Genomic DNA, 22,656 nt, shown 5'->3' with positions numbered 1-22,656 from the left:
GTGAACGGTGACATGTGGATCAACGTCGTCTGGACCGTCACGCTGCTCATCGACCTGGTGATCCGCATCGTGCTGCTGATGGTGGTGCCGCGCAACCGCAAGCCGACGTCCGCGATGGCCTGGCTGCTGGCCATCATGCTGATCCCGTACCTGGGGACCATCCTGTTCCTCCTCATCGGCTTCTACCATCTGCCGAAGCGTCGTCGCGACGAGCAGAAGCTCGTCGACCGACTGCTCGCGGAGCACGCGGCCGACGTGCCCATCGCCGACCCTGGGTGGCCGCGCTGGTTCCAGCGCGTCGTCGAGCAGAACCGTGCCCTCACGCACCTCCCGGCGGTCGCCGGCAACTCCGCCGAGCTCATCACGGACTACCGGGAGCAGCTCGACGCGATGACGCGCGAGATCGAGAAGGCCACCAGGTTCGTGCACGTCGAGTTCTACATCGCCTCCCTCGACGACACCACGCGCGGCTTCTTCGAGGCCATGGAGAACGCGGTCAAGCGTGGCGTCACCGTGCGCCTGCTGACCGACCACATCGCGTCACGCAAGCTTCCCGGCGCCAAGCACATGCTGGCCGAGCTCGACCGGATGGGCGTGCAGTGGGCCTGGATGCTGCCCGTGCAGCCGCTGAAGGGCAAGTACCAGCGCCCCGACCTGCGCAACCACCGCAAGCTGCTGGTCGTCGACGGCACCGTCGCCTTCATCGGGTCGCAGAACCTCATCGACCGCACCTACAACTCGAAGAAGAACCACCGTCGCGGCCTCAAATGGGTCGAGCTCGTGGCGCGCGTCGAGGGCCCGACCGTCGCGGCCATCGACGCGGTCTTCTTCACCGACTGGCTCGCCGAGACCGGCGAGGAGCTCATCAGCGAGCACATCGACGCGCCCGAGGTGCCCGCCCAGCCGCAGGACCTGCTCTGCCAGATCGTGCCCAGCGGGCCGGGCTACGAGACCGAGAACAACCTGCGGCTGTTCCTCTCGCTGATCCACGGCGCCACAGAGCGGGTCATCATCACCAGCCCGTACTTCGTGCCCGACGAGGCCATGCTCTACGCCATGACCATCGCCAAGCAGCGTGGGCTGGACGTGCAGCTGTTCGTCTCCGAGATCGGCGACCAGGCCATGGTGTTCCACGCGCAGCGCTCCTACTACGAGGAGCTGCTCATCGCCGGCGTGCGGATCTTCCTCTACCCGGGCCCGTACATCCTCCACTCGAAGTTCTTCTCGGTCGACGATGACATCGCCGTCATCGGGTCATCGAACATGGACATCCGCTCGTTCACGCTCAACTGCGAGGTGTCGATGATGGTCCGCGGCGAGTCGTTCGTCGCCGACATGCGCAACGTCGAGGCCCAGTACCGCGAGATCAGCCGCGAGCTGACGCTGGAGGACTGGCGCAAGGAACCGCTCCGTCGGACGTTCTGGGACGGCATCGCGCGCCTCGCGTCGGCGCTCAACTGACGTTGGCTGGGTTTGCCCCCTCGCTTCGCTCGGGGCACCTCGACAGGCTCGGCGACCCGGTTCCTTGAGCACTTCGACAGGCTCAGCACAGGCCCTGTCGAAAGGCCCTGAGCTTGTCGAAGGGGTTCACCTGGGCCCGTCGTGGCCGGGTCTGACCCCTCGCTTCGCTCGGGGCACCTCGACAAGTTCGGCGACCCGGTTGAGGCGCGGCGGCGCGGTTGAGGGCGCGCAGGGGGAGCCCCGGCCTTGCTACGGTGACCCGCATGAGAAGTGCGAAGCGGCTCACCGTCGCCTGTCTCGTCAGCGTTGCGCTGGCCGCCTCGACGCTCACCGCGGTCGCGGAGGATGTGCCGAGCCCCGTGCCCGACGCCCAGGCGAGCCTGTCCCCGAGCCCCAGCGCTGAGCCCAGCGTCGCACCGTCGGAGTCCGCTGCTCCGTCGGCGAGCGCCTCCCCGAGTGAGGCCCCCGAGCCGGCTGAGCCGGCCGAACCGACGCAGGTTCCGACCACGGCGACGCCGTCCGAAGATGCCCCGACACCGGCGAACTCCCGCGTGGAGGCCATCGCGGTCGAGCCGACGCTGACCGTCAAGGCCGACACCACCAAGCCGGTCGGGACCTACGGCTACGCCAGCGGCACCATCTCCCCCGCAGTCGAGGCCGACGTCGTCGTGCAGGCGTACTACTCGGGCGCCTGGCGCGAGGTGAACAGCGTGACCGCCGACGCGGACGGCACGTTCCGGCTCCGGCTGCTCTACGGCCTCAACACCGTCGGCACGCAGAAGTTCCGCGTCCGCGCGACCCACGGCGGCTTCACCATGACGTCTGATGTCATCGTCTTCACCCGCACCGCGAAGGTCACGGTCACGAGCTACGCGAAGACCAAGGTCATCCACTTCGCCAGCTACGTGAAGGGCACCATCAAGGGCGCCTCCAGCCGCACGGTGAAGCTGCAGTACTTCAACGGGAAGAATTGGGTCAACGTCGACTCGGGCAAGGCCGACTCGTCGGGGAAGTTCACCATCGAGCTGTACAAGAAGGTCACGAAGGGGTCGCACACGTACCGGCTGCGGATCGACTCGAAGCTCGGCTGGGTCTACTCCGACACCTTCACGCAGAAGCGCATCGCCGGGTGGAAGTCGTCGATCACGAACACCAAGGCCTCCGAGGTGAAGTACACCTACCAGACCGGCTGCCCCGTCGGCACCAGCCAGCTGTCGACCATCACGATGACCTACTGGGACTACGACGGGAAGATCGCGACCGGCAAGCTGATCGTCCGTCGCGACGTCGCCACGAAGGTCCGGGCGGCGTTCAAGGCCGCCTTCTTCAAGGGCTTCAACGTCAACCGGATGAGCAACCCTGACGTGTGGAAGGCCGACGACGTCACGATGATGGCCGCGAACAACACGTCCGCGTTCAACTGCCGCAAGGTCACCGGCAACCCGTACCGCGTCTCGCCGCACTCCTACGGCCGCTCGGTCGACGTCAACACCTACGAGAACCCGTACCGCGTCAACGGCAAGTGGTACCCCTCGTCGAAGTACGGCACGTACCGGCCGAAGGTCATGGGCCTGCTCCACTCCAACTCCACGCTGGTCAAGGAGCTGAAGAAGCGTGGCTTCGACTGGTATTCCGGCTGGGACTGGCAGCACTTCCAGGGGTGACGATGAGACGTCTGGTCATGGCCGCAGCGGCGGCGAGCATCGCCCTGGTCGGCTGCCAGGGAGGCGGGGGCGTGACGCCCTCGCCGTCGGAGCCGGCGCCTTCTGTCTCGCCGTCGTCCGTCGCGCCGAGCGTCGCGCCCAGCCTTGTCACGACGTCGTCGGCCGCGCCCGATCCCGGTCCGACGCCCACCGTCGACACGTCGTCGCTGCCCAGCGTCAGCGGCTGGAGCCAGCGGCCGCAGACGGTCGACGAGGAGGCCGCCAGCCCCGACGTCGCCTGGGCATCGGAGCGCGACGTCGAGGAGATCATGCAGATCTGGGCGTCGTACGCGTGCACGGACCGGTCGAAGCTGCCGACCCCCGGCAGGGTCGTCGAGGGCGCGTTCACCACCCCCGACGGCGCCCCGGCAGTGGTGGAGGTCGTCTCCTTCGGCGACGAGGCCGACGCGTCATCGTTCGTGTCGAGCTACCTGGCCGGTTCCGTTGACTGCGGCGCGACTGCCGTGTCCGCCGACGCCGTCGCGCGCCCGATCGACGGCGACGTGTGGACGGAGATCGTCACCGCGGCCGGGTCGACCGCGCACGTCACCGTCGTGCAGCAGGAGCTTGATCCCGACGAGGTCGCGGCGATCGTCGCCGAGTTCGCCCTGAGGCCCCGCGGACACCGTCGGCCCTCATCGGGCGCGGACCTACGATGAGGCCATGCCAGTCCTCGTCCGACCAGCGGTGCCGCGCGACCTGCCCTCCGTGCAGGCCGTCGAGGAGGCGGCCGACCGGCTGTTGACCGACCTGCTGCACCCCGACCACTGGGAGCCGGCGCCGACGGGGGCCGAGCGGGCCGCCGAACCGGGCTACCTGCTCGTCGCGGAGGAGGTGTTGTCGGCCGGCGTGGTGGGTTTCGTGCACGTCCTCGAGGTCGAGGACGTGGCGCACCTGGAGCAGGTCTCCGTGACGCCGGAGCACGGCAGGCAGCGCATCGGGCACCGGCTGATCGAGGCGGCCGCCGAGGAGGCGCGACATCGAGGACACACCCACCTGACGCTGCGGACCTTCGCCGACGTCCCGTTCAACGCGCCGTTCTACGCGTCGCTGGGGTTCGTGGAGACGGAGCCGGAGACCGATTTCCACCGGGCGCTGGTGGGGGCGGAGCACCTGGTGGGGCTCGACCGGTACGGGCGCCGGATCCAGATGACGCTGGCGCTCTGATCAGGCCTCGGCCTGCAGTCGTGCGCGGGCGCGGCGGCGGTGGCTGAGCCCGTCGATGAGCTCGGCGGTGCCGAGCGCGGCGACCACGCAGACGGTCACGGGGACCAGCAGCGTGAAGCCGGTGCCCGTGAACTCCAGGACGAGGGCCAGCGCTGTCAGCGGAGCGCGCATCGTCGTGGCCAGGAATCCGGCCGCACCCACGATGGCCAGCGCCGTGACCTGGGGCTGGTCCCAGCCGAGCAGTAGACCGATGGCAGCCCCGAGTGCGGCGCCGATCGCGATGGAGGGCTGCAGGGTGCCGCCGATGGCGCCCGCGCCGAGCGTCGCCGATGTCACGAGGTACTTGAGGACGGCCAGCGCGAGAAGCAGCGCGATGGGGCCCGACCCGTCGAACGCGACCTGCGCGATCGCCCGGCCGTTGCCGAGCAGCAGCGGGAACCAGACGGCCAGCAGTCCCACGGCGGCCAGCGTGAGCGGCAGCCAGAGCAGGAGTCGCCACCCCGTCGGCCGGTCCTTCGTGAGGCGTCGCATCAGGAGCGTGAAGCTCGCGCCGATCCAGCCGAGGATCGGGCCGATGGCCAGCGCGACGGCGATCACCCACCACGTCGACGTCGCCTCCGGCACGGTGTAGAGGGAGGTGTCGGGAACGAGGGGGCGGGCGACGAGGGTCGCGATGACGTTGACTGTCAGCGCGACGCCCGCCAGGCGCAGGTTGACCCTGGCCAGCAGGATCTCGAGCGCGAAGAGCGTGCCGGCCAGCGGGACGTTGTAGACGGCGGCGAGGCCGGCGCCCGCGGCGGAGGCGATGAGTGGCGCGACCCACCGTCGGTCGACGCCGAGCAGCGCGGCCACGCGGTCGCCCAGCATCGCGGCCAGCTGGCGGGGCGCCACCTCCTTGCCGATCGGCGAGCCGAGCGCGACCCCGACGACCTGGATCAGGGCGTCGAGCGCCGTCCCGAGTACCGGCATGCGGGTGCCGCGCATGGAGTCCCTGATGGACACGAGTGGGGCGCCCCAGCGGCGCAGCGCGTACCAGGCCAGGGAGAGGGCGACGCCCGCGGAGCTGAGCACGACGAGCGGCAGCCACCGGTTCGAGGGGTAGGCGCGGTTGTCGAGGAAGGGGCCCGACGCGTGCCCCCACACCAGGTCCTCGACGGCGTGGACCACGAAGACCAGCGCGAGGGCGCCGAGCCCGGCCGCGACGCCGACGGTGATGGTGGCCAGCGCGAGCCGCGCCCAGGGCTCGTCGCGCAATCGGGTCACCACGTCGCTCACCCTAGAGGGTGGGCGCGCCGCAGAGGAGCCCGGCATAGACCGAGGCGCGGTGGTCTCCGAAGAGACCACCGCGCCTCGGTGGTGTTGGGATCCGTCAGAGGGGACGGATGTTGGTCGCCTGGGGGCCCTTCTTACCGGGACCCACCTCGAACTCGACTCGCTGGTTCTCGAACAGGTCACGACGACCCGACGTAGCGATCTCGCTGTAGTGCGCGAACAGATCGGCGGTGCCGTCGTCGGGGGCGATGAAGCCGTATCCCTTATCGCTGTTGAACCACTTGACAGTGCCTTCGGCCACGATGTCATTCCTTGCTTTTGTAACTCTCCGGCGCTCCCATACGTTCAGGAGGTAATGCGTGCCGGCCGCACGCCCGCCGCTCATGGTGGCGGCGGGTCGAAGCTAGTGGGTCTGACGTTGCGGGGGCGCCCATGACGCCCCTCACACAGTCGCGGGCTGGCTGCCCGCGCGAGCCCAGCTTACGCTACCTGCGGGCAGGAGACAGCTTCCGCCCTCGGCGGATCTGGCGGATCTTGTCTGGCGGTGGCCCCGCCGTCGGCCTAGCGTGGTCGGATGAGCACACAGACACTGAGGGTCGGGGACGTCGACCTGGCCGACTGGCGGTGGATGCTGGAGGCCCTTTACGCCCGCTTCGAGACCGGCGATTTCTCGGCGGGGGCGGGCTTCGTCGCCGAGGTCGCGAGGATCGCGGACGAGCTGAACCATCATCCCGATGTCGACCTGCGCTACGGACACGTGCAGATCACGTCGACGAGTCACGACGTCGGGGGTGTCACGGATCGCGACATCGAGCTGTGCCGGCGCATCTCCGTCGTGGCGAAGGAGTCGGGGTTCGCGCCGCGTCCGGACAAGCTGCAGGCCCTGGAGGTCGGCCTCGACACGCTGGACCCCGACGCGATCAGGCCGTTCTGGGCGGCGGTGCTGGCCCTTGGCGAAGCGGACTCCGACGCGCTCGTGGACCCGGCCGGCGAGCTGCCGGGCCTGTGGTTCCAGGACACCACCTCGACCGACCCGGCGCGGATGCGCTTCCACTTCGACATCACCGTGCCCCCGGAGGAGGCACAGAAGCGGGTGGCGGCGGCGCTGAAGGCCGGCGGCCGCCTCGTCGACACCAGCCACGAGCCGTCGTGGACGATCCTCGAGGACGCGGAGGGGAACAAGGTCTGCGTCTGCTCGGCGCTCGGTCGCGACGACGACTGACGAAGTCGTCGCTGCTAGCTGGCAGCGTGGTGCGGCAGCGCGAGGAACTCCTGCGGGTCCAGAGCGCAGGTTGCCTCGAGCGAGCCGTGCAGCTTGTAGAGGCCCGGACGCCTGTCGAAGGCGTACACGCGGTACAACGAGAAGCGGGGTGCCTCCTCGGAGCTGAAGGTCACCTCGTTCTTCGAGAGGTAGAAGGGGGCCCGGTTGCCCCGCCGAGTGGTCTTGACCTCGATGAACCGCTCTTCGCCGGTAGTGGCGTTGAATGATGCGATGTCGAATCCGAGCCCGTCGCCCTTCAGCTGTGCCACATGCTCGACCCGCGAGGCCAGGTCGTGACGGTTCTTCCGGCGGAGTCGTTCGCGTTCGTAGTCGAGGACGAGCAGTTCTCCCGCGTAGCCCAGCGAGCGATTTCGCTCCTCAAGGGCAACGTAGTCCTTCCGGACGGGGAAGCGTAGACGGTCGACGCTCAACCCGAAATCGACGACCGGTGCCGCAGTCTCGTGCAGACCCCACACAACATCTGTGGCAGGCACGGCTGCCTTTTCGCTGACGAAGCGGTCCATGAGGCTGAGAATGTCGGGGTGGTGATCGAGGAATGTCTCCACGGCCATATCGAGCGCCGATTGGCGGTTCATGAGTGGCTTGTACCCGTCGATGGACACCAGCCGTCGTGCTTCGAGGGCGGCGCTGATGTTCTGGTACTCGAATTCGATGGAACCGTGGCTGCGTGAGGTCAGTGACTGGAGGCGCTCATTCTCGCGCAGCTTGACGTAGTGGTCACCCCGCAGTTCGGCGCGGAGCATCCCGAAGTAACTCTCGACGATGGCGGCGATCTCGGCGTCATCCCAGTTCTTCCCAGTCTGGGCCATGTGGCCCAGGCTACGGCACTCCAATGGTGGGAACGTTCAAGGCCCCAGTGTGGGCAGACGTCTGCCATCCGCGGGGGAACAGCACCTGTCAGACGTGACGGATTCGCAGGGCGTGGCTGCCGTTCTCAGGCGTGGCGAATGGAGCAGGTAGCGGTGGTGGATGCGTGGTTGTCTGTTGCCGGGCATGGTGGTGGGTGGGGTGAAGACGGGGAGCAGGGTGTCGGGGTCGAGGTGGACCTGCCATTGGAGTTCGGGTGGTCTGGCGGGGTCGGGTTCGACGAGTCGGTGGTGGGCGGGGCAGAGGAGGGCGGCGTTGGTGAGTTTCGTTTCTCCTCCGTTCTGCCAGGGGTTGATGTGGTGTCCTTCGCAGGCGATGGGGGGTGCGTCGCAGCCTGGGAAGGCGCAGCCGCGGTCGCGGGCGGCGAGGGCTCGGCGTAGTGGGCCGGTGAAGAGGCGTCTGGTCTGGCCGAGGTCGAGGGGGGCGCCGTCGGCGTTCAGGACGAGGCGGGCGAAGCGGGCGTCGCAGGCGAGCCGGCGGGTCTCGGCTGCGGAGAGCTGTTCGCCGGTGTTGATGAGCGTGGCCTGGGTTTCGCGGTTCTCGGCTTCGGTGGCGGTCATGGTGAGGTAGATCACGGGCCGGTCGCCGGCGTTGGAGGGGAGGGTGTGGTCTCCGGCGAGTCGGGCGGTCCATTCTTCGAGGGCGTCGGCTCGGCGGGCGGCCATGGAGGGGACGGGCTCGCCGGCGTCGGCGTAGGACTGGGCGGTGGGGATGAGTGCGTCGAGCTGGGCGCGGAAGGTTTCGCCGATGGCGCGGGGGACGCGGCCGTGGATGAGGGTGGAGCCGGCGTGGTCGTCGGCGATGAGGAGTTCGCGGGTGGCGTGGGCGGTGCGGGCGTCGAGTTCGATCTTGCGGGCTTCGGCCTGGTCGGCGGCGTGGGGGTCGAGGAGGGTGCCGAGGTGTTCGTAGGCCTGGGGGTCGAGCTGGTCGTGCCACTGCAGGAGTTCCTGCTGCGCGGTGTCGAGCTGGGCGGGGCCGAGCGTGATGGGGATGCGGCGTAGGCCGCGGATGATGCCGCGGAGCTGGGCCTGGGAGAGGTCACCGTCGGTCCAGGCCTGTCGGAGCAGGGGGTAGTTGTCGAGGTCTTTGGCGAGGCGGACCTGTGCGGCGGCTTCGCGTGCGGTGACGCGTGAGGTGGCGTGGATCAGTGGGGCGAGGTCGGTGCTTTTCACTGCGGTGAGGTCTGCTTCGCGGATGATGGTGGATCGGAGGGCGGCGACGCGGTCCTCGAAGCCGGCGAGCAGGTCGAGGATCTCGACCTGCTCGGCGAAGCTCAGCCCGGCGACGTGGGCGTGGGCGAGTTCCTGCACGGTACCGTCGAGGTACCGCGCGAGCTCGGCTGCCGGCGTCGTTTCCATACCTCTAGTACAGCCGTCGGGACTGACGGAAATGCGTGCCGGAATAGGCGATTGGTCACATTCCGGTGAACCGTTATTTAATTGTTACCGTCGGTCGCGAGGATGGGAATCCACTTAGGTCGATCCGCCCCGGAAAACCCAGAGGTATGCGCAAACGCCAACGGTATGCACGGACGCCAACGATATTCGCGCGAATATCGTTGGCGTCCGCGAAAGGGCGCCTGCGGCGCGTGGGGGGGCGGTCCGGACCCGACCGGAACCGACCCGGGCCCCGGGGTCAGGCGCAGGGGTAGAGGTCGGCGACGTCGGTGAAGACTCCCGACGCCCCCCAGTTGAAGAGCTGGTTGGCGCGGGCATGGGAGTTGACGGTGTAGACGTTGACGCCGTAGCCGGCGGCCGTGAAGGCGTGCACCTTCTCGCGGGTCAGGCCCCTGTCCTCGACGTGGATGTAGGTCGCGCCGCAGAACTCGGCCACCGACAGCCAGTCGTCGTAGAGCGCGCAGGTCTCGTACAGGACCGCGATGGCGTACTGCGGCTGGCGCTGATGGAAGTGCATCAGCAGCGGCTGCGAGAACGAGGAGACGATGATCTGGATCGACGGGTCGAGCCTGGCGAGCTCGGCGGCCACGGCGTCGATCAGCTGGATCGTGCGTGCCGCCCCCTGCTCGTTCTGCTTGATCTCGATGTTGGCGTTGATGCCGGTCTCGTTCAGGAAGTCGACGAGGTCGGCGAGCGTCTGGATGTGTGAGCCGCCGAACTGGCGGCCGAACCACTTGCCAGCGTCGATCGACGGCAGGTCCTCGGCGGTGAGGGCGTAGATGCTGCCGGTGTGGTCGGTGGTGCGTTCGAGCTGGGTGTCGTGGATCAGGATGGGGGTGCCGTCGGCGATGAGGTCGACGTCGGTCTCGATCCAGCGGGCACCGTGATCCCTCGCGTCGCGGAACGCCTCCATGGTGTTCTCCGGATTGAGCGTCGACAGACCGCGGTGCGCAAAGATCGTGTGGTCGAGGCGGGGGACGTGGGCGCTGGGGGTGGTCGGCATAGACGGATTCCCTATTGCTGAATATGTGTTATTACGACGGGTGGTATCAGTTGTACGGGGGTGCGGGGGCGGGGTTGAGCCCTCGCCGCGGGGCCTCGTGCGGGCCCGGGCATTCTGTCCATAGTGGTCAACTCCCGTGCGGCAGAATGAACGAACGTGTGATATACCGAACGTATGGATGACGGCCTGGAGCACTTCGACGGAGGATCGCACGATGCACTGCGTGGCACGACGACGGGCCGTACCGACGACCCGGCCACGCTGATCGCGGCGAACCTGCGCGCGGAGAGGGTCCGGGCTGAGCTGTCGCTCAGCGCGATCGCTCGACGTGCGGGGGTGTCGAAGTCGACTCTGTCGCAGCTGGAGGCCGGGTCGGGGAACCCCTCGGTGGAGACTCTCTGGGCCATCGCGACGGCGCTCGGGATCCCGCTGTCTCGGCTGTTGGCCGCGCCGCAGGCGACGACCCGCGTCGTGCGCGCCGACGAGCGCAGCCCGCTTGCGTCCGACCAGGCCAACTACCTCGCCTCGCTGCTCGCGCCCGGAAACGGTCACGAGCGTCGCGACCTGTACGTCATCGAGGTCGAGCCCGGGGCGCCGCGGGAATCCCGGCCGCACCCGCGAGGCTCTGTCGAGCACGCGATCGTCGCCGCGGGCCGCGTGCTCATGGGGGCCGAGGGCGACACCGTCGAACTGGGGGTCGGAGACTACGTCACCTACCCCGGCGATGTGCCGCACTACTGCGAGGCGCTGGAGCCGGGCAGCTGGCTGGTCCTGATGATGGAGCACCCGGGCGCATGAGCGACACGACGACGCGCCATCCGACGAGGGCGGCGGTCCGGCAGGGGATCTGGGTCGGACTCGCCACGGGCGCCTACGGGATCTCCTTCGGCGCGCTGTCCGTCGCGGCCGGCCTGAGCGTGTGGCAGACCTGCGCACTCAGCCTCCTGATGTTCACCGGGGGCAGCCAGTTCGCGTTCATCGGCGTCATCGGCGCTGGTGGGGGAGGGCTCGCGGCGGCCGCGACGGCCTTCCTGTTGGGCGTGCGCAACTCCCTCTACAGCCTCCAGATGTCCCCGATGCTCCGCCTGAGGGGGTGGCGCCGCCTAGCCGGGGCGCAGGTCACGATCGACGAGTCGATCGCCGTGTCCATGGCCCAGCACGAGCCGACGGCGCGTCGCGCCGGCTTCTGGGCCGCGGGCATCGGGGTCTACGTGTTCTGGAACCTGGCCACGCTCGGCGGGGCGCTGCTGGGCAACGTGCTGGGTGACCCGAAGCAGTGGGGCCTCGACGGTGCCGCTGCCGCGGCATTCATCGCGCTGCTGTGGCCGCGACTGAGGGAGCGGCAGGCCCAGGTGATCGGCGTCGCAGCGGCGGTCGTCGCCGCTGTCGCGGTGCCGCTGGCGCCCGCCGGGATCCCGATCCTGGCCGCCGGGGCAGCGGCCGCCGCCGTCGCCTGGTGGGGGTACCGGCCCGCGAGTGCCGACGCGACGGCGAAGGGGATGGTGTGAGCATGTGGTTCTGGGTGATCGCCGCGAGCGTCGCGTGCCTGGCGCAGAAGCTGCTCGGCTACCTCGTGCCGTCGAAGGCGCTGGAGAACCCGCGCGTGGCCTACGCGGCGGGCGGCGTCACCGTCGGCCTGCTGGCTGCGCTGTCCGTCACGCAGACCTTCGCCGACGGCTCGACCCTCGTGCTCGATGCCCGGCTCGCGGCGGTCGCCGTCGCAGCTGTCGCGCTGTGGCTCAGGGCGCCGTTCATCGTCGTCGTTGTGCTCGGGGCGCTCACGGCCGCGCTGCTGCGGCTCGCCGGCTGGGGCTGATTGACGCCTCCGGCGGCCGACCGCGGGGGCAGGATAGGGACATGAGCACCATGCAGGCACTGCTTCTCTCCAGCCCGTCCGGCCCGTCGGCCCTCGCGTTGGGGAAGGCGACCATCCCCGATCCCATTCCCGGCTTCGTCCGCCTGCGCGTCGAGGCCGTCGGCCTCAACCCCGTCGACGCCGGCCTGACCGGCGGCGGCCACCCCGACTGGTCCTGGCCGCACATCGGCGGGCTGGACGCGGCGGGGGTCGTCGACGAGGTGGGTGAGGGTGTCGACGGCTCGCTGGTCGGGCAGCGGGTGGCCGTGCACAGCGACCTGCGTCGCGACGGTGCCTTCGCGCAGTTCATGCTGGCCGACGCCCGCGCGCTCGCCCGGATCCCCGACGACCTCACCGCGGTCACCGCCGCGGCCCTGCCCTGCGCCGGAATGACCGCCTACCAGTGCGTCGTGCGGCGCCTGCACGTCGCGCCCGGCCAGACGGTGCTCATCACCGGGGGCAACGGTGGGGTCGGCGGATTCGCGATCCAGTTGGCCAAGGCGGCGGGTGCCCGGGTCATCGCCACCGCGTCGTCGCGCTTCGACAGGCTGGGTGAGCTCGGTGCCGATGCTACGGTCGACTACCGCGCCGACAACGCCTTCGACGAGATCCGAGGGCTGGCGGGGGACGCAGGGATCGACGCGATCATCGACACCGTGAGTCCGGAGAACGCCTCCCGCGAGGTTGCGCTGCTGAACCACACCGGGGGCATCGCCTGCGTGGCGGGCCGTGCCACCTTCGACGCGGTCCCGCCGTTCGGCATCTCGCCCTCGATCCACGAGATCTCGCTGGGCGCGGCCTATTCTGCAGGCAGGGCGGCCCACGTCGCCGACCTCTCGACGATGCTCACCGACCTCCTGACGCGCGTCGACACGGGTGCGCTGAACCCGCAGTTGAGCCGCGTGATCGAGCTCGCACACGTTCCCGACGCGCTGGCCGAGATTGAGCGTCGCCACGTCGCGGGCAAGATCGTCGCCGTCGTCGACCAGGTCTAGGCACGCCCTGTCCGGCCAGGCCTCCTCCAACAGGCTGGCCTCGCCGGGCGACCCGTGCAGAAAAGTGGCCAGAGCCCCGGCGCTCGGAAATAACCGACGTGCTGCGGCCCTGGCCACTTTTCTGCGCGGAAGACCCCGGTAGAGCTGGGGCGACGGGGTCAGGCCGCGCGCTGCACGTCGCGGGTCGGGGTGAGGCTGTCGACCTCCGACGGGGTCGCCGACTCCCGGATAAGCCGTCGTCGCTGCACGGCCCACGCGATCGCGACGGGGATCAGCGCACCCACCCAGGCCAGCGGCGCCGCGATCACAGCGCCGGTCCAGCCGAGTTGCTCGATCAGCACCAGGCCGACCAGGGCTCGGGCGGCGAGCTCCATGAATCCGGCCAGGGTAGGGGTGAGGGTGTCGCCCAGGCCCTGAACCGACTGCCGAAGCAGGAACAGAAGCGACAGGATCACGTACAAGGTGCCGTTGACGACCAGGTACTGGTGCGCCATCGACACGACCTGCTCCTGCCCGTCGCCGACGAACAGGCGGACGAGGTTGGTGCCGAAGATCGAGATGGTCGCACCGAGCACGACGGCCAGCCCCATCGTCAGCCAGGCGGTGCGGAACACGCCGACGCGGATGCGCCACCACTGGCGGGCGCCGCGGTTCTGTGCGACGTAGGTGCTCATCGCGACGCCCACGGAGGCCAGCGGGGTCACGGCCACCTGGTCGACGCGCATCGCCGCGGTGAAGGCCGCCACCGCGTCGGTGCCGAGCTGGTTGATGCCGAACTGCAGGATGGCCGCGCCGATGGCGATGACGGACATCTGGAAGCCCATCGTGAGGCCGAACCGGGCGGCCTCGCCGAGCTCGCGGGACGAGAAGCGCCAGTCCTCACCATGCAGCCGCAGCTCGGGCATCCGCCGCTGGATGAGGATCAGACAGAGGATCACCGAAATGGCCTGAGCGACGACCGTCGCGAGAGCCGCGCCACCGACGCCCATGTGGAACCAGCCGATGAACGCGACAACCAGCAGGCCGTTGAGGACGCAGGCGACGACCAGGAACGTCAGGGGCGTGCGCGAGTCGCCCAGCGCTCGGATGACTGCGCTCAGGAAGTTGAAGGCGACGGTGGCCACGGCGCCGCTGAAGAGCACGGTGAGGAAGGTCCTCGCGTCGTCCATCAGCGCGGCGGGGGTGCCCATCCACGTGAGCAGCGTGCCGGAGCCGAGCGTCCCGATCAGGAAGATGGCGATCGCGATGCCCACGCTGATGGTCGCGCCGGCGGCGACGGCTCGCCGCATGCGCGGCAGGTCGTGGGCGCCGAACGCCCGGGCGACGGGGATGGCGACGCCCGCCGACGCGCCCATGGCGAAGCCGACGAGCAGGAACTGCAGGCTGCCCGACGCGCCGACGGCGGCCAGGGCCTCTACGCCGATCATCCGGCCGACGACGATCGAGTCGGTGACGGCGTACAGCTGCTGGAACACATTGCCCAACAACAGTGGCAACGTAAACATCACGATCAGGCGGACGGGGGGACCAACCGTCAGGTTGTGGGACATGCAGCACTCTCGCGTGTGGTGGTGAGCGGATGACCTGGTCGGTGGCTCGATCGGCTGGCCAGGCAGGGGAGGTTCCCGGACACTTCGGGAAACCCGAAGGGCGGAACCCGCAAAGCCTACAACACTGGGCCCGGGGCATCCTGCCCCGGGCCCAGTGTCCGGTCTTGTGTCTGGTCCCGGGTGCGGTCCCGCATCGCTCCCAGAGGCCGTCCGGTTCCCGTCATGGGTAGGCCTGCGCTGGGATCACTCCCGGTTCCCCGGCACAACGATGCGTATGTCGGGGCTGCTGTTGCCATGTTGCAGCGGCCCCGGAATAGGCATTGTTGTGCTCTTGTGTCGGATGAGGAGGCCCGGTCCGGTCCGAGTGGCGCGTCAGGGGAGGAGGTGGCCCGCCGCACGGAACAGCTCGTACCACTCGACGCGGGTGAGCGGGACGTCGGCGCCCTTGGCAGCGGCCGTCACCCGGTCGGCGCTGGTCGTGCCGAGGACGACCTGCATGTTGGCCGGGTGGCGGATGATCCAGGAGGTGGCGATGGCCTCGGCCGGCACGTCGTACTGGGCGGCGAGGCGGTCGATCACGGCGTTCAGCTCCGCGTACTCGGGGTTGCCGAGGAAGACGCCGGTGAAGAAGCCCGCCTGGAACGGCGACCACGCCTGGATCGTGATGTCGTGCAGGCGGCAGTAGTCGAGGATGCCGTTGTCACGGTCGATCGACTGGTCCTCCTTGACCATGTTCATGGCCAGGGGCTGGGCGATGATCGGCGCGTGCGTGATGGACAGCTGCAGCTGGTTCGCGACGATGGGCTGCTTCACGTAGCGCTTCAGTAGCTCGATCTGAGCCGGCGTGTGGTTCGAGACGCCGAAGTGGACGACCTTGCCGGCCGCGTGCAGGTCGTCGAACGCCCGCGCGACCTCCTCCGGCTCGACCAGAGCGTCGGGGCGGTGGAGAAGGAGCACATCGAGGCGGTCGGTGCGCAGGGCTTTGAGGGATCCCTCGACCTGGCCGACGAGGTGGTCGTAGGAGAAGTCGAAGTGCGACCCCTTGTTGATGCCGGCCTTGGACTGCAGCGTGATCTGGTCGCGCTCGGCGCTGGTCAGCTGCAGCGCCTCGGCGAATCGGGACTCGCAGCCGTGGAAGGGCGCCTCGCCGTAGATGTCGGCGTGGTCGAAGAAGTCGACGCCCGCGTCGAGCGAGGCGCCGTAGAGTTCGCGGATCTTCGCGTCCGTCAGGGCCTCGATGCGCATCATTCCGGCAACGACGGCGGGCACCTGCAGATCAGTGGTGCCGAGGGGGAACGTCTTCATTCCTGCTCCTTGAAGTTGTGGCGTGAAACGAACTCTAGCGCCATTGTCCGGCCGAGCCGCGGGTGGGCGTCGGCGTAGGTTTCGCCTGTCTCCTGGAGCGAGAGGCCCGATGGCGCGGCCCCGGGGCGCCCCGTTGTATGAGGACCGACGGTGGACGGTCCCCCTGCCGACGACCCGGGATGAGCACGACACACTTGTCGTCGGCGAAATCGCCGTGAATCAGGGCCTTTTGGTTCATGACAAGTGTGTCGTGCTCATCGGCGCACTGGCGGGCGGGGGGCCTCAGCTCTACGAGCGCCGCGTGGGATCGGCGGGCGGACGGGCCCACCAGCAGCAGGGCGGTCAGTCTCCGTAGACGAGCGGTTCGTAGTCGGGGTGCTTCTGGATCCAGACCTTGATGAACGGGCACAGTGCCATGACCTTGTTGACGCCGTTGTCGCGGACGTCGTCGAGGCCGAGCCGCGCGATCGCTCCGCCGACGCCTCGGCCCTCGAAGGCCGGGTTGACCTCGGTGTGGGTGAACACCGTCAGCTTGTCGGCGAGCATGTACTCGGCGAAGCCGGCAAGTTGCCCGTCGAGGTGCGCCTCGTAGCGCTTCAGCGCGGGGTTGTGGACCAACTCGATGTCGCTCATGGCTGTCCTCCTTGGGCGGGCGTGCCGCTCACACTACTCAGGCCTTGCGCCGCGCCCCGCCAATCAGGCGCTGGATCGGTGGACACGGTGGCCGGCACGATGAGTGGTGCCAGGGCCGATGTCGGACGACGCCCCAAACTACACGCCTGTGGTTTACCCCCAGGGTTGTGAACATCTGTGGATAAGTTCGCTGACGGCCGTCCACCGCTGTGGACGAAAGTTCCCCAGCTTGCCGGGTGGGCCTTGTGTGGCGACCGCGGCGCTGACAGACTGGCACCACCTACGGATCCGGCTTGGGGGAGGCGGCGACGTGATGAATCGGCTTGCGGCGATGCTGCCGCTGAGCCTTGTCCTGTTAGTGGTTGGACAGGGCGTGGCCATGGCGCTTCCGGACCCCGACCCCGCCGACGTCGAAACGACCGCGAGTGTCGGCATGGTGGTATCCGCGCACAGCGTCTCGGCGGGGGAGACGCTCAGCTACACCCTCACCGTCGGGTGTGATGGCGCGGCCGGGTGTCGCGACGCCGTGTTGACGGACGTGCTCCACGCTCCGCTGCAGGTCAGTGGCGCTGTGGTTTCGGCCGGGCCAACGGCGGATGTCGTCGTGCAGGGCAACGACATCGCGGTCTACTGGAAGGTCGATCTGGGTGACGGGACCGTCGGCCTCCCGGCGGGAGAGGTCGCGGAGGTGTCCGTGACGGCGGTCGTCCCCGCTGATCTGTCCACCGATCAGGTCGGGCAACCTGTGGACAACACCGCCGTTCTGGAAGGCGCGAACTTCCTGGACGTCGGCGCGTCGGCGACCGTCACCCCGGCCGCCCCACCCGCGCCACCGTCCATGAGCGAGGAGCCGCAACCCACCACCGAGCCAGCTACTCCTGAGTCGATCCCTGCGAAGGAGCCGGAGACGGAAGTGTCGGCGAGTGCGGACAAGTCCATCGACCCCGATGTCGTGGCCGCAGGGAACTCCACGACGGTGACGATCACAGCGGCAAACACCTCGGCAGCGCCCATCGACCGGCTGTGGATCAGGGAGCCGGCCACGGGCAGCTTCCCTGACGTCTTCACCTTCGACGGGTTCAGCCGGGGCATCGACTTCCCGGAGGGGGCGACCTCGGGCATGGTGGCCTACACACTGACCGACGGCGAGACGGAGTCCGTGCCGTTCGACGACGGCGTCACCCCCGCCGACCCTTCCGCTGAGGTCGCGAGCTTCGAGGTGATCTTCCAGGGGCCCATCGCCACGGGCGCCATCGCGACGCTCGCCTACGCGATCACCACCGACGCCGACCTGCCCGTGTCCGCCTTGCCCGTCCGTCACCACAACCGTGTCGCCGTGCACGTCGAGAACCGCGATGCCCAGAGCGAGGCGACCGCAGAGGCCATCGCGAGCGTGATCCCGCGGGCTGAGCCCGTCACGCCTCCCGCCCCGCCAGCCACGGCGCCGGCCGCGCCGCGCGACCCGGTCGGCGTGCCGCAGGAGGGCCCCGGGATCGGGTCGACCGGCCCGGTGGTCGCCGAGACGGGGCCGACGACCAGCCCCCGCGCAGCCGTCGGCTGGATCGGCATGGGCGTGTTCCTGACCCTGGCGACCGTCATCGGGGCGCTCGGGATCGGGGCCCGCAGACGCCCACGGCGCCGCTACCACTAGTTGCATGATTGCGAAAGCGTGCAAGAATGAGGCATGCTTCGCGTCCTGCGGGTCCGCGCCTTCCGCCGTCTGTATGGCGCCCAGATCGTCGCGCTGCTCGGCACCGGGCTGGCGACGGTCGCGCTGGGGCTGCTGGCCTTTGAGCTGGCGGGCGACCACGCGGGTCAGATCCTCGGCACCGCCCTCGCCATCAAGATGGTCGCCTACGTGTTCGTCGCCCCGGTCGCGACGGCGTTGGTCGCCGCCCTGCCACGTCGTGCGGTCCTCGTCGGGTCCGACGTGCTCCGCCTCGCGGTTGCGCTGTGCCTGCCCGCCGTGACCGAGGTCTGGCAGGTCTTCGTGCTCGTCTTCGTCCTGCAGGCCGCGTCGGCGACGTTCACCCCCACCTTCCAGTCCGTCATCCCCGACGTCCTGACCGACGAGGACGACTACACCGAGGCGCTTTCGCTGTCCCGGCTCGCGGGCGACCTGGAGCAGGTCGTCTCGCCAACGCTCGCCGCCGCAATGCTGGTGTTTGTCAGCTCGTCGACCCTCTTCTACGGGACCGCGGTCGGCTTCGCCGGCTCGGCCGCACTGGTCCTCTCGGTGGTCATCCCGCGGGTCGCCGCGCCCGAGGTCGGGCCGACCGTGGCCGGCGGGGCCCCGGCCACGTTCTGGCGCCGGGTCATCCGTGGCGCGGCCCTGTTCGTCGCGACCCCCGCGCTCCGCCCCGTGCTCGCCCTCAACCTCGTCGTCGCGACGGGTGGCGCGTTCGTCATTGTGCAGACGGTCGTCGTCGTGAGGTCCGTCTTCGGGCTGCCGGAGTCTGCGGTGGCCTGGGTGCTCGGCGCGAACGGACTGGGCTCCATGGCCGCCGCGCTCCTGCTGCCGCGGGTGCTGCGGGTCGTGGCCGAGCGGCGCGTGATGCTCGTGGGAGCCGCGGGGGTCACGGTCGCCACCGCGCTCATCCCGGCCGCCCTCTCCATCGCGGACCCCGCCTGGGGCGTGGCCGGGGTCTGCATCCTGTGGGTCGTGATCGGACTGGCGTGGGCGTCGGCCGAGACGCCGGTGGCCCGCATCATCCGCCGCTCCGTGGGAAGGCCGGACCTGCCGGCCGTCTTCGCGGCGCAGTTCTCCCTGTCCCATGCCTGCTGGCTCGTGACCTACCCCCTCGTCGGGTGGCTCGGTTCGGCCAGCCTGACGCTGACGGCCGCCGTGCTGGCCGTGATCGCCGGGGCGGCGACCGTCGTGGCCGCCGTCGCGTGGCCGAGGAGAGCGACCAGCGTCGCCGCGCTGCGCATCACCGCGGAGTGAGAACATGGGGACCATGACTCTGCCGCCGGACGCCGACCTCGACAACGCCGCCTCCGTCGCGCGCCTCCTGGCTGACCGCACCAGGCTGGCGATCCTCGCAATGCTCGACGGCGTCGAGATGCCCGTGACGGCGATCGCGGAGGCGCTCGGTCGTCCGGTCCCGGCCGTGTCGCAGCATCTGGCGAAGCTCCGCGGGGGAGCACTGGTAACGTCGCGCCGCGACGGGGTGACCGTGTTCTACGGCCAGCCCGACGAGCACGTAGCGGCGCTCGTCAGCAACCTCCTGCAGCACAGCGAGCACGTCCTCTACCCGAGCCCGCCCCACCACAGAGAGAACCGATGAAGCTCCTCGCCTATGACCGCCAGCCCACCACCGTCGCCGAGGCCAACAACGAGGACATCGCGCTGAGCCTCCACCTCGCGCTCGAGGAGGACGGCGCCTGGGAGCCGCTGAACGGCAACTACGGCATCTTCTTCGCCCGCGTCTCCGCGACCCCCGGCCCGTTCGGCACCCGCGACGACGTCATCCGCAGCCTCCGCGACCCGCGGGTCTTTCCCCTTGTCGACGGTGGTTTCGGGATCGTCGCGACGCGCACCGCCCGCGGCGGCGGGCCGGACGGTACGGAGCGTTCCGGCGTCCTGTTCGCCCGCACCGTCGACTTCCTGACCTTCGAGGAGGTCGGCCTGGTGGACCTGGGCGTCGACGACGGCGTCCACGGCGCCGACGTGCGTGTCGACGGAGGCGGCTACCTCGTCGGCTGGACCTCGGACGACGGCGTCGACCGGCAGGTCCGGTTCGACGACCTCTCCGACGGCGCGACGCGCGGCGAGGTGCGCGACGGCCGGCCCGAGCCGGTCGCCGTCGCGGCGGACGTCGCCGACTTCGGCTCCGGCAACGTCGTCGAGGTGTCGGACGAGATCGCCGCGGCACTGCGGGTCCGCTTCGGCCGGATCGTCAACACCGCCGTCGCGCCGCTGGGGCCGGTCGAGGTCGCGGTCGGCGCGGCGCCGCAGCTTCCGCCCCGCGTTGGGCTGGCGTACTCCGACGGCTCCACCGCGACCCGCGCCGTCGAATGGGACGAGGTCGACACGTCGACCGCTGGCTCCCGGCGCGTTCGCGGTCTCATCCGGCAGCCGCTGTACCCGACGCCGTTCGCAGACGAGCGGGCCGACCCGTCGATCGTCCCGTTCAGCTTCGATGGTCGTCGAATCTTCATCATGATCGCCACCGAGGACTACATGATGAACTGCATCGACCCGTCGGTCGGGCCGCACATGCCCATCCGCGTGGCCGAGCGGATCGAGGACCTGTCCGACGACGCGATCGAGGCCGGCCGGTGCAAGGAGATCGACCTGCTCGTCGCGGGGGACACGGACGCGGCCGGTAACGTCCTGACGGGCTGCTTCTGGGCGCCGGAGATCCACACGATCGACGGCAACCTGTCTGTCCTCTTCATGCCCTGCTACGACGGCGCCGACGGGAAGCCGGACATGTGGACCGGCCGCGCGAGCATCATCCAGCTGCGCAAGGACGGCGCGGGCAACGACCTCGATCCGCGCGAGCCGGGCAACTGGACGAAGGCCGTTCCCGTGCTGCGCGCCGACGGGTCGATCCTCAACGACCTCGAGGCCATCTCCCTCGACATGACGCACTTCGAGGACTCCGGCACGCACTACTACTCGTGGCAGATGCTCGGGTCGGTGTTCATCGCGACCATGGATCCCGCCGACCCGACCCGCCTCACCTCCGACCCCGTCCGCATCATCGCGCCGGAGTACTCGTGGGACAACGTCATCGCCGAGGGGCCGAACGTGCTCGAGAAGGACGGCACCCTGTTCATGCTCTACTCCGGGTCCGCTGTCGGGGACTCGTACACGACGGGGCTCGTCACCGCTCCGTCGGGCCGGGGAATCGATCTGACAAGCCCCGACGCCTGGACGCGGCTGAACTACCCCATCCAGAAGTCGAGCATCTTCAACGGTGAGTGGCAGCTGGGGACCGGGCACGGGATGTGGTCGCTCGACGAGGACGGCAACCGCATCTACGTCTTCCACGCCCGCACGCACCACAAGGGGCTGACCGGCCGCGACACCTTCGTCCGCCGGGTCCACTGGGCCTCCGACGGCCTGCCGGTGCTGGACATGACCGCCGACGAGGAGGTCGCGCCCGGCAACCGCGAGGTGTACGTCGACGTCGTCGTCCGGTGAAGGTCCGCTGAGCCGACGGGTCCGCGCACAACTGTGGCCATAGCCGCAGCACGCGGGTATATCGCGCGTGCTGGGGACCTGGCCACAGTTGTGCGCGGGCTCGGTGTTCCCCTTCGCTGCGCTCAGGGCGCTTCGACAGGCTCAGCGATCCGATGGTGTCCTCAGCGATCGATGGTGTCCTAAGCGATCGATGGTGTCCTCAGCGATTCCGGTTCCCTGAGCACTTCGACGGGCTCAGCACATGCTTGTCGAAGGGCCCTGAGGAGGCGCGCCAGCAACGACGAAACGGTGCCTGACCTGCGGTTAAGGTGAGGCATGCCCGATGACCAGCTGTTCCTGCACCGGTTCGCGATCAAGCCGCGGCGGCATCTCGACGCGTGGCTGGAGCTGTGGCCCCGCGAGGTCGCGCTGCTGCGCCGACACGGGTACTCCGTCCACCAGGCGTACCTGGAGACCGACGCGGAGCCGAAGCTGAGCTGGCTCTACTCGCACCCCGACCCGTCGGCCGGCGCGGCCGCCGTCGCAGCCGATCCGGAGCGGGCGGAGCTGGATGGGCTCGCCGCGCCGCACGTCTTCCGCAACGTCGCCGTCCGTCAGGTCCGCGCCGAAGTTCTGCGCGACGACCTCACCTGGTCCGGCACCGTCGTCATGCGGCGATACTGGATCACGGGCGGCTGGCCGGGTTTCCTGGATGTGTGGCGCGACATCGTCCCCGTGCGCGAGAAGTACGGCTTCGAGTGCCTGTTCGCCGTCGCCGACGAGCCGCACGACACGTTCACCTGGGCCTTCACGTTCGACGGTGAGTGGCCCGACTTCCCAGCGGCCCAGCGGGGCTACTACGGCGATGAGGCGCGGGTGCGGCTGCGCGGCGTGTTCGACTACATGGCCGACTACGCGCTCCACCCCGCCCACCAGCTCCCCCTGGCCTGAGCGCATCGGCCCCGGACATCACTCCGCACCGCCTGGAGGTAGGAGCGGGCGGTTACGCGCTCCGGTGAGCTTCCCCGCCGGCAG

The 22,656-nt window shown here is 69.5% G+C and carries 22 protein-coding genes; 14 read left to right on the top strand and 8 right to left on the bottom strand.

What is annotated here, in order from left to right; all coding sequences use genetic code 11:
• The 4 genes from cls (at window position 1) to KDB89_RS13890 (ending at window position 4,331) form a co-directional block, all read left to right on the top strand.
• The gene (cls, locus tag KDB89_RS13905) at window positions 1-1,461 is read left to right on the top strand and encodes a cardiolipin synthase (RefSeq protein WP_255555995.1); all 1,461 of its coding nucleotides are present in this window, start codon (window positions 1-3) and stop codon (window positions 1,459-1,461) included.
• Window positions 1,462-1,724: 263 nt separating this feature from the next.
• Window positions 1,725-3,125, top strand: a complete 1,401-nt coding sequence (locus KDB89_RS13900; protein WP_219082026.1) for a M15 family metallopeptidase — start codon at window positions 1,725-1,727, stop codon at window positions 3,123-3,125.
• Between the two features lie 2 nt (window positions 3,126-3,127).
• Entirely contained in the window at window positions 3,128-3,823 is a 696-nt protein-coding gene (locus KDB89_RS13895; protein ID WP_219082024.1) for a hypothetical protein, read from the top strand.
• Window positions 3,824-3,827: 4 nt separating this feature from the next.
• Window positions 3,828-4,331, top strand: a complete 504-nt coding sequence (locus KDB89_RS13890) for a GNAT family N-acetyltransferase (protein ID WP_219082022.1) — start codon at window positions 3,828-3,830, stop codon at window positions 4,329-4,331.
• On the opposite strand, the gene KDB89_RS13885 is transcribed toward KDB89_RS13890, so the two are convergent.
• Complete coding sequence (locus tag KDB89_RS13885; RefSeq protein WP_219082020.1) at window positions 4,332-5,597, bottom strand: chloride channel protein; 1,266 nt, start codon at window positions 5,595-5,597, stop codon at window positions 4,332-4,334.
• 103 nt (window positions 5,598-5,700) lie between these two features.
• The gene (locus KDB89_RS13880; RefSeq protein WP_219082018.1) at window positions 5,701-5,904 is read right to left on the bottom strand and encodes a cold-shock protein; all 204 of its coding nucleotides are present in this window, start codon (window positions 5,902-5,904) and stop codon (window positions 5,701-5,703) included.
• Between the two features lie 273 nt (window positions 5,905-6,177).
• On the opposite strand from KDB89_RS13880, the gene KDB89_RS13875 reads away from it, so the two are divergent.
• Window positions 6,178-6,825, top strand: a complete 648-nt coding sequence (locus KDB89_RS13875) for a 4a-hydroxytetrahydrobiopterin dehydratase (protein WP_219082016.1) — start codon at window positions 6,178-6,180, stop codon at window positions 6,823-6,825.
• A 14-nt stretch (window positions 6,826-6,839) separates the two neighbouring features.
• Here KDB89_RS13875 and KDB89_RS13870 read toward each other — a convergent pair whose 3' ends face one another.
• The 3 genes from KDB89_RS13870 to KDB89_RS13860 form a co-directional block, all read right to left on the bottom strand.
• Window positions 6,840-7,694: a protein NO VEIN domain-containing protein gene (locus KDB89_RS13870; RefSeq protein WP_219082014.1), complete on the bottom strand. Its 855-nt coding sequence runs from the start codon at window positions 7,692-7,694 to the stop codon at window positions 6,840-6,842.
• 36 nt (window positions 7,695-7,730) lie between these two features.
• A complete protein-coding gene (locus KDB89_RS13865; RefSeq protein WP_219082012.1) occupies window positions 7,731-9,110 on the bottom strand; it encodes an HNH endonuclease signature motif containing protein in 1,380 nt (459 codons plus the stop codon).
• Window positions 9,111-9,387: 277 nt separating this feature from the next.
• A complete protein-coding gene (locus tag KDB89_RS13860; protein WP_219082010.1) occupies window positions 9,388-10,152 on the bottom strand; it encodes a glycerophosphodiester phosphodiesterase family protein in 765 nt (254 codons plus the stop codon).
• A 174-nt stretch (window positions 10,153-10,326) separates the two neighbouring features.
• Here KDB89_RS13860 and KDB89_RS13855 point away from each other — a divergent pair, with 174 nt between their 5' ends.
• The 4 genes from KDB89_RS13855 to KDB89_RS13840 are packed head-to-tail and all read left to right on the top strand — an operon-like array spanning window position 10,327 to window position 13,002.
• Window positions 10,327-10,950 (top strand): helix-turn-helix domain-containing protein, encoded by a 624-nt coding sequence (locus KDB89_RS13855; RefSeq protein WP_219082008.1) that lies wholly within the window; start codon window positions 10,327-10,329, stop codon window positions 10,948-10,950.
• Window positions 10,947-11,660: an AzlC family ABC transporter permease gene (locus tag KDB89_RS13850; RefSeq protein WP_219082006.1), complete on the top strand. Its 714-nt coding sequence runs from the start codon at window positions 10,947-10,949 to the stop codon at window positions 11,658-11,660. Before KDB89_RS13855 ends, KDB89_RS13850 begins: the two co-directional genes overlap by 4 nt.
• A 2-nt stretch (window positions 11,661-11,662) precedes the next feature.
• A complete protein-coding gene (locus KDB89_RS13845) occupies window positions 11,663-11,968 on the top strand; it encodes an AzlD domain-containing protein (protein WP_219084338.1) in 306 nt (101 codons plus the stop codon).
• 41 nt (window positions 11,969-12,009) lie between these two features.
• Entirely contained in the window at window positions 12,010-13,002 is a 993-nt protein-coding gene (locus tag KDB89_RS13840) for a zinc-binding dehydrogenase (RefSeq protein WP_219082004.1), read from the top strand.
• A gap of 158 nt (window positions 13,003-13,160) precedes the next feature.
• Here KDB89_RS13840 and KDB89_RS13835 read toward each other — a convergent pair whose 3' ends face one another.
• The 3 genes from KDB89_RS13835 to KDB89_RS13825 form a co-directional block, all read right to left on the bottom strand.
• Window positions 13,161-14,507, bottom strand: coding sequence for an MATE family efflux transporter (locus KDB89_RS13835; protein ID WP_219082002.1), 1,347 nt, complete (start codon window positions 14,505-14,507; stop codon window positions 13,161-13,163).
• Between the two features lie 417 nt (window positions 14,508-14,924).
• Window positions 14,925-15,857 (bottom strand): aldo/keto reductase, encoded by a 933-nt coding sequence (locus tag KDB89_RS13830; RefSeq protein WP_219082000.1) that lies wholly within the window; start codon window positions 15,855-15,857, stop codon window positions 14,925-14,927.
• 342 nt (window positions 15,858-16,199) lie between these two features.
• Complete coding sequence (locus KDB89_RS13825) at window positions 16,200-16,490, bottom strand: GNAT family N-acetyltransferase (RefSeq protein ID WP_219081998.1); 291 nt, start codon at window positions 16,488-16,490, stop codon at window positions 16,200-16,202.
• Window positions 16,491-16,869: 379 nt separating this feature from the next.
• On the opposite strand from KDB89_RS13825, the gene KDB89_RS13820 reads away from it, so the two are divergent.
• The 5 genes from KDB89_RS13820 to KDB89_RS13800 all read left to right on the top strand — a co-directional run bounded on the left by KDB89_RS13820 (window position 16,870) and on the right by KDB89_RS13800 (window position 22,572).
• Window positions 16,870-18,141 carry a hypothetical protein gene (locus KDB89_RS13820; protein WP_219081996.1) on the top strand — a complete coding sequence of 424 codons (1,272 nt, stop codon included), beginning with the start codon at window positions 16,870-16,872 and terminating at the stop codon, window positions 18,139-18,141.
• Between the two features lie 33 nt (window positions 18,142-18,174).
• Window positions 18,175-19,434 (top strand): MFS transporter, encoded by a 1,260-nt coding sequence (locus KDB89_RS13815; protein WP_219081994.1) that lies wholly within the window; start codon window positions 18,175-18,177, stop codon window positions 19,432-19,434.
• A gap of 13 nt (window positions 19,435-19,447) precedes the next feature.
• A complete protein-coding gene (locus tag KDB89_RS13810; protein ID WP_219081991.1) occupies window positions 19,448-19,777 on the top strand; it encodes an ArsR/SmtB family transcription factor in 330 nt (109 codons plus the stop codon).
• Window positions 19,774-21,642, top strand: coding sequence for a family 43 glycosylhydrolase (locus KDB89_RS13805; RefSeq protein WP_219081989.1), 1,869 nt, complete (start codon window positions 19,774-19,776; stop codon window positions 21,640-21,642). Before KDB89_RS13810 ends, KDB89_RS13805 begins: the two co-directional genes overlap by 4 nt.
• 315 nt (window positions 21,643-21,957) lie before the next feature.
• Window positions 21,958-22,572: a hypothetical protein gene (locus KDB89_RS13800; protein WP_219081987.1), complete on the top strand. Its 615-nt coding sequence runs from the start codon at window positions 21,958-21,960 to the stop codon at window positions 22,570-22,572.
• Window positions 22,573-22,656 lie beyond the last annotated feature (84 nt).

It is taken from the genome of Tessaracoccus palaemonis, assembly GCF_019316905.1.
GTDB lineage: Bacteria > Actinomycetota > Actinomycetes > Propionibacteriales > Propionibacteriaceae > Arachnia > Arachnia palaemonis.
This window is presented reverse-complemented; position numbering and strand designations above follow the sequence as displayed.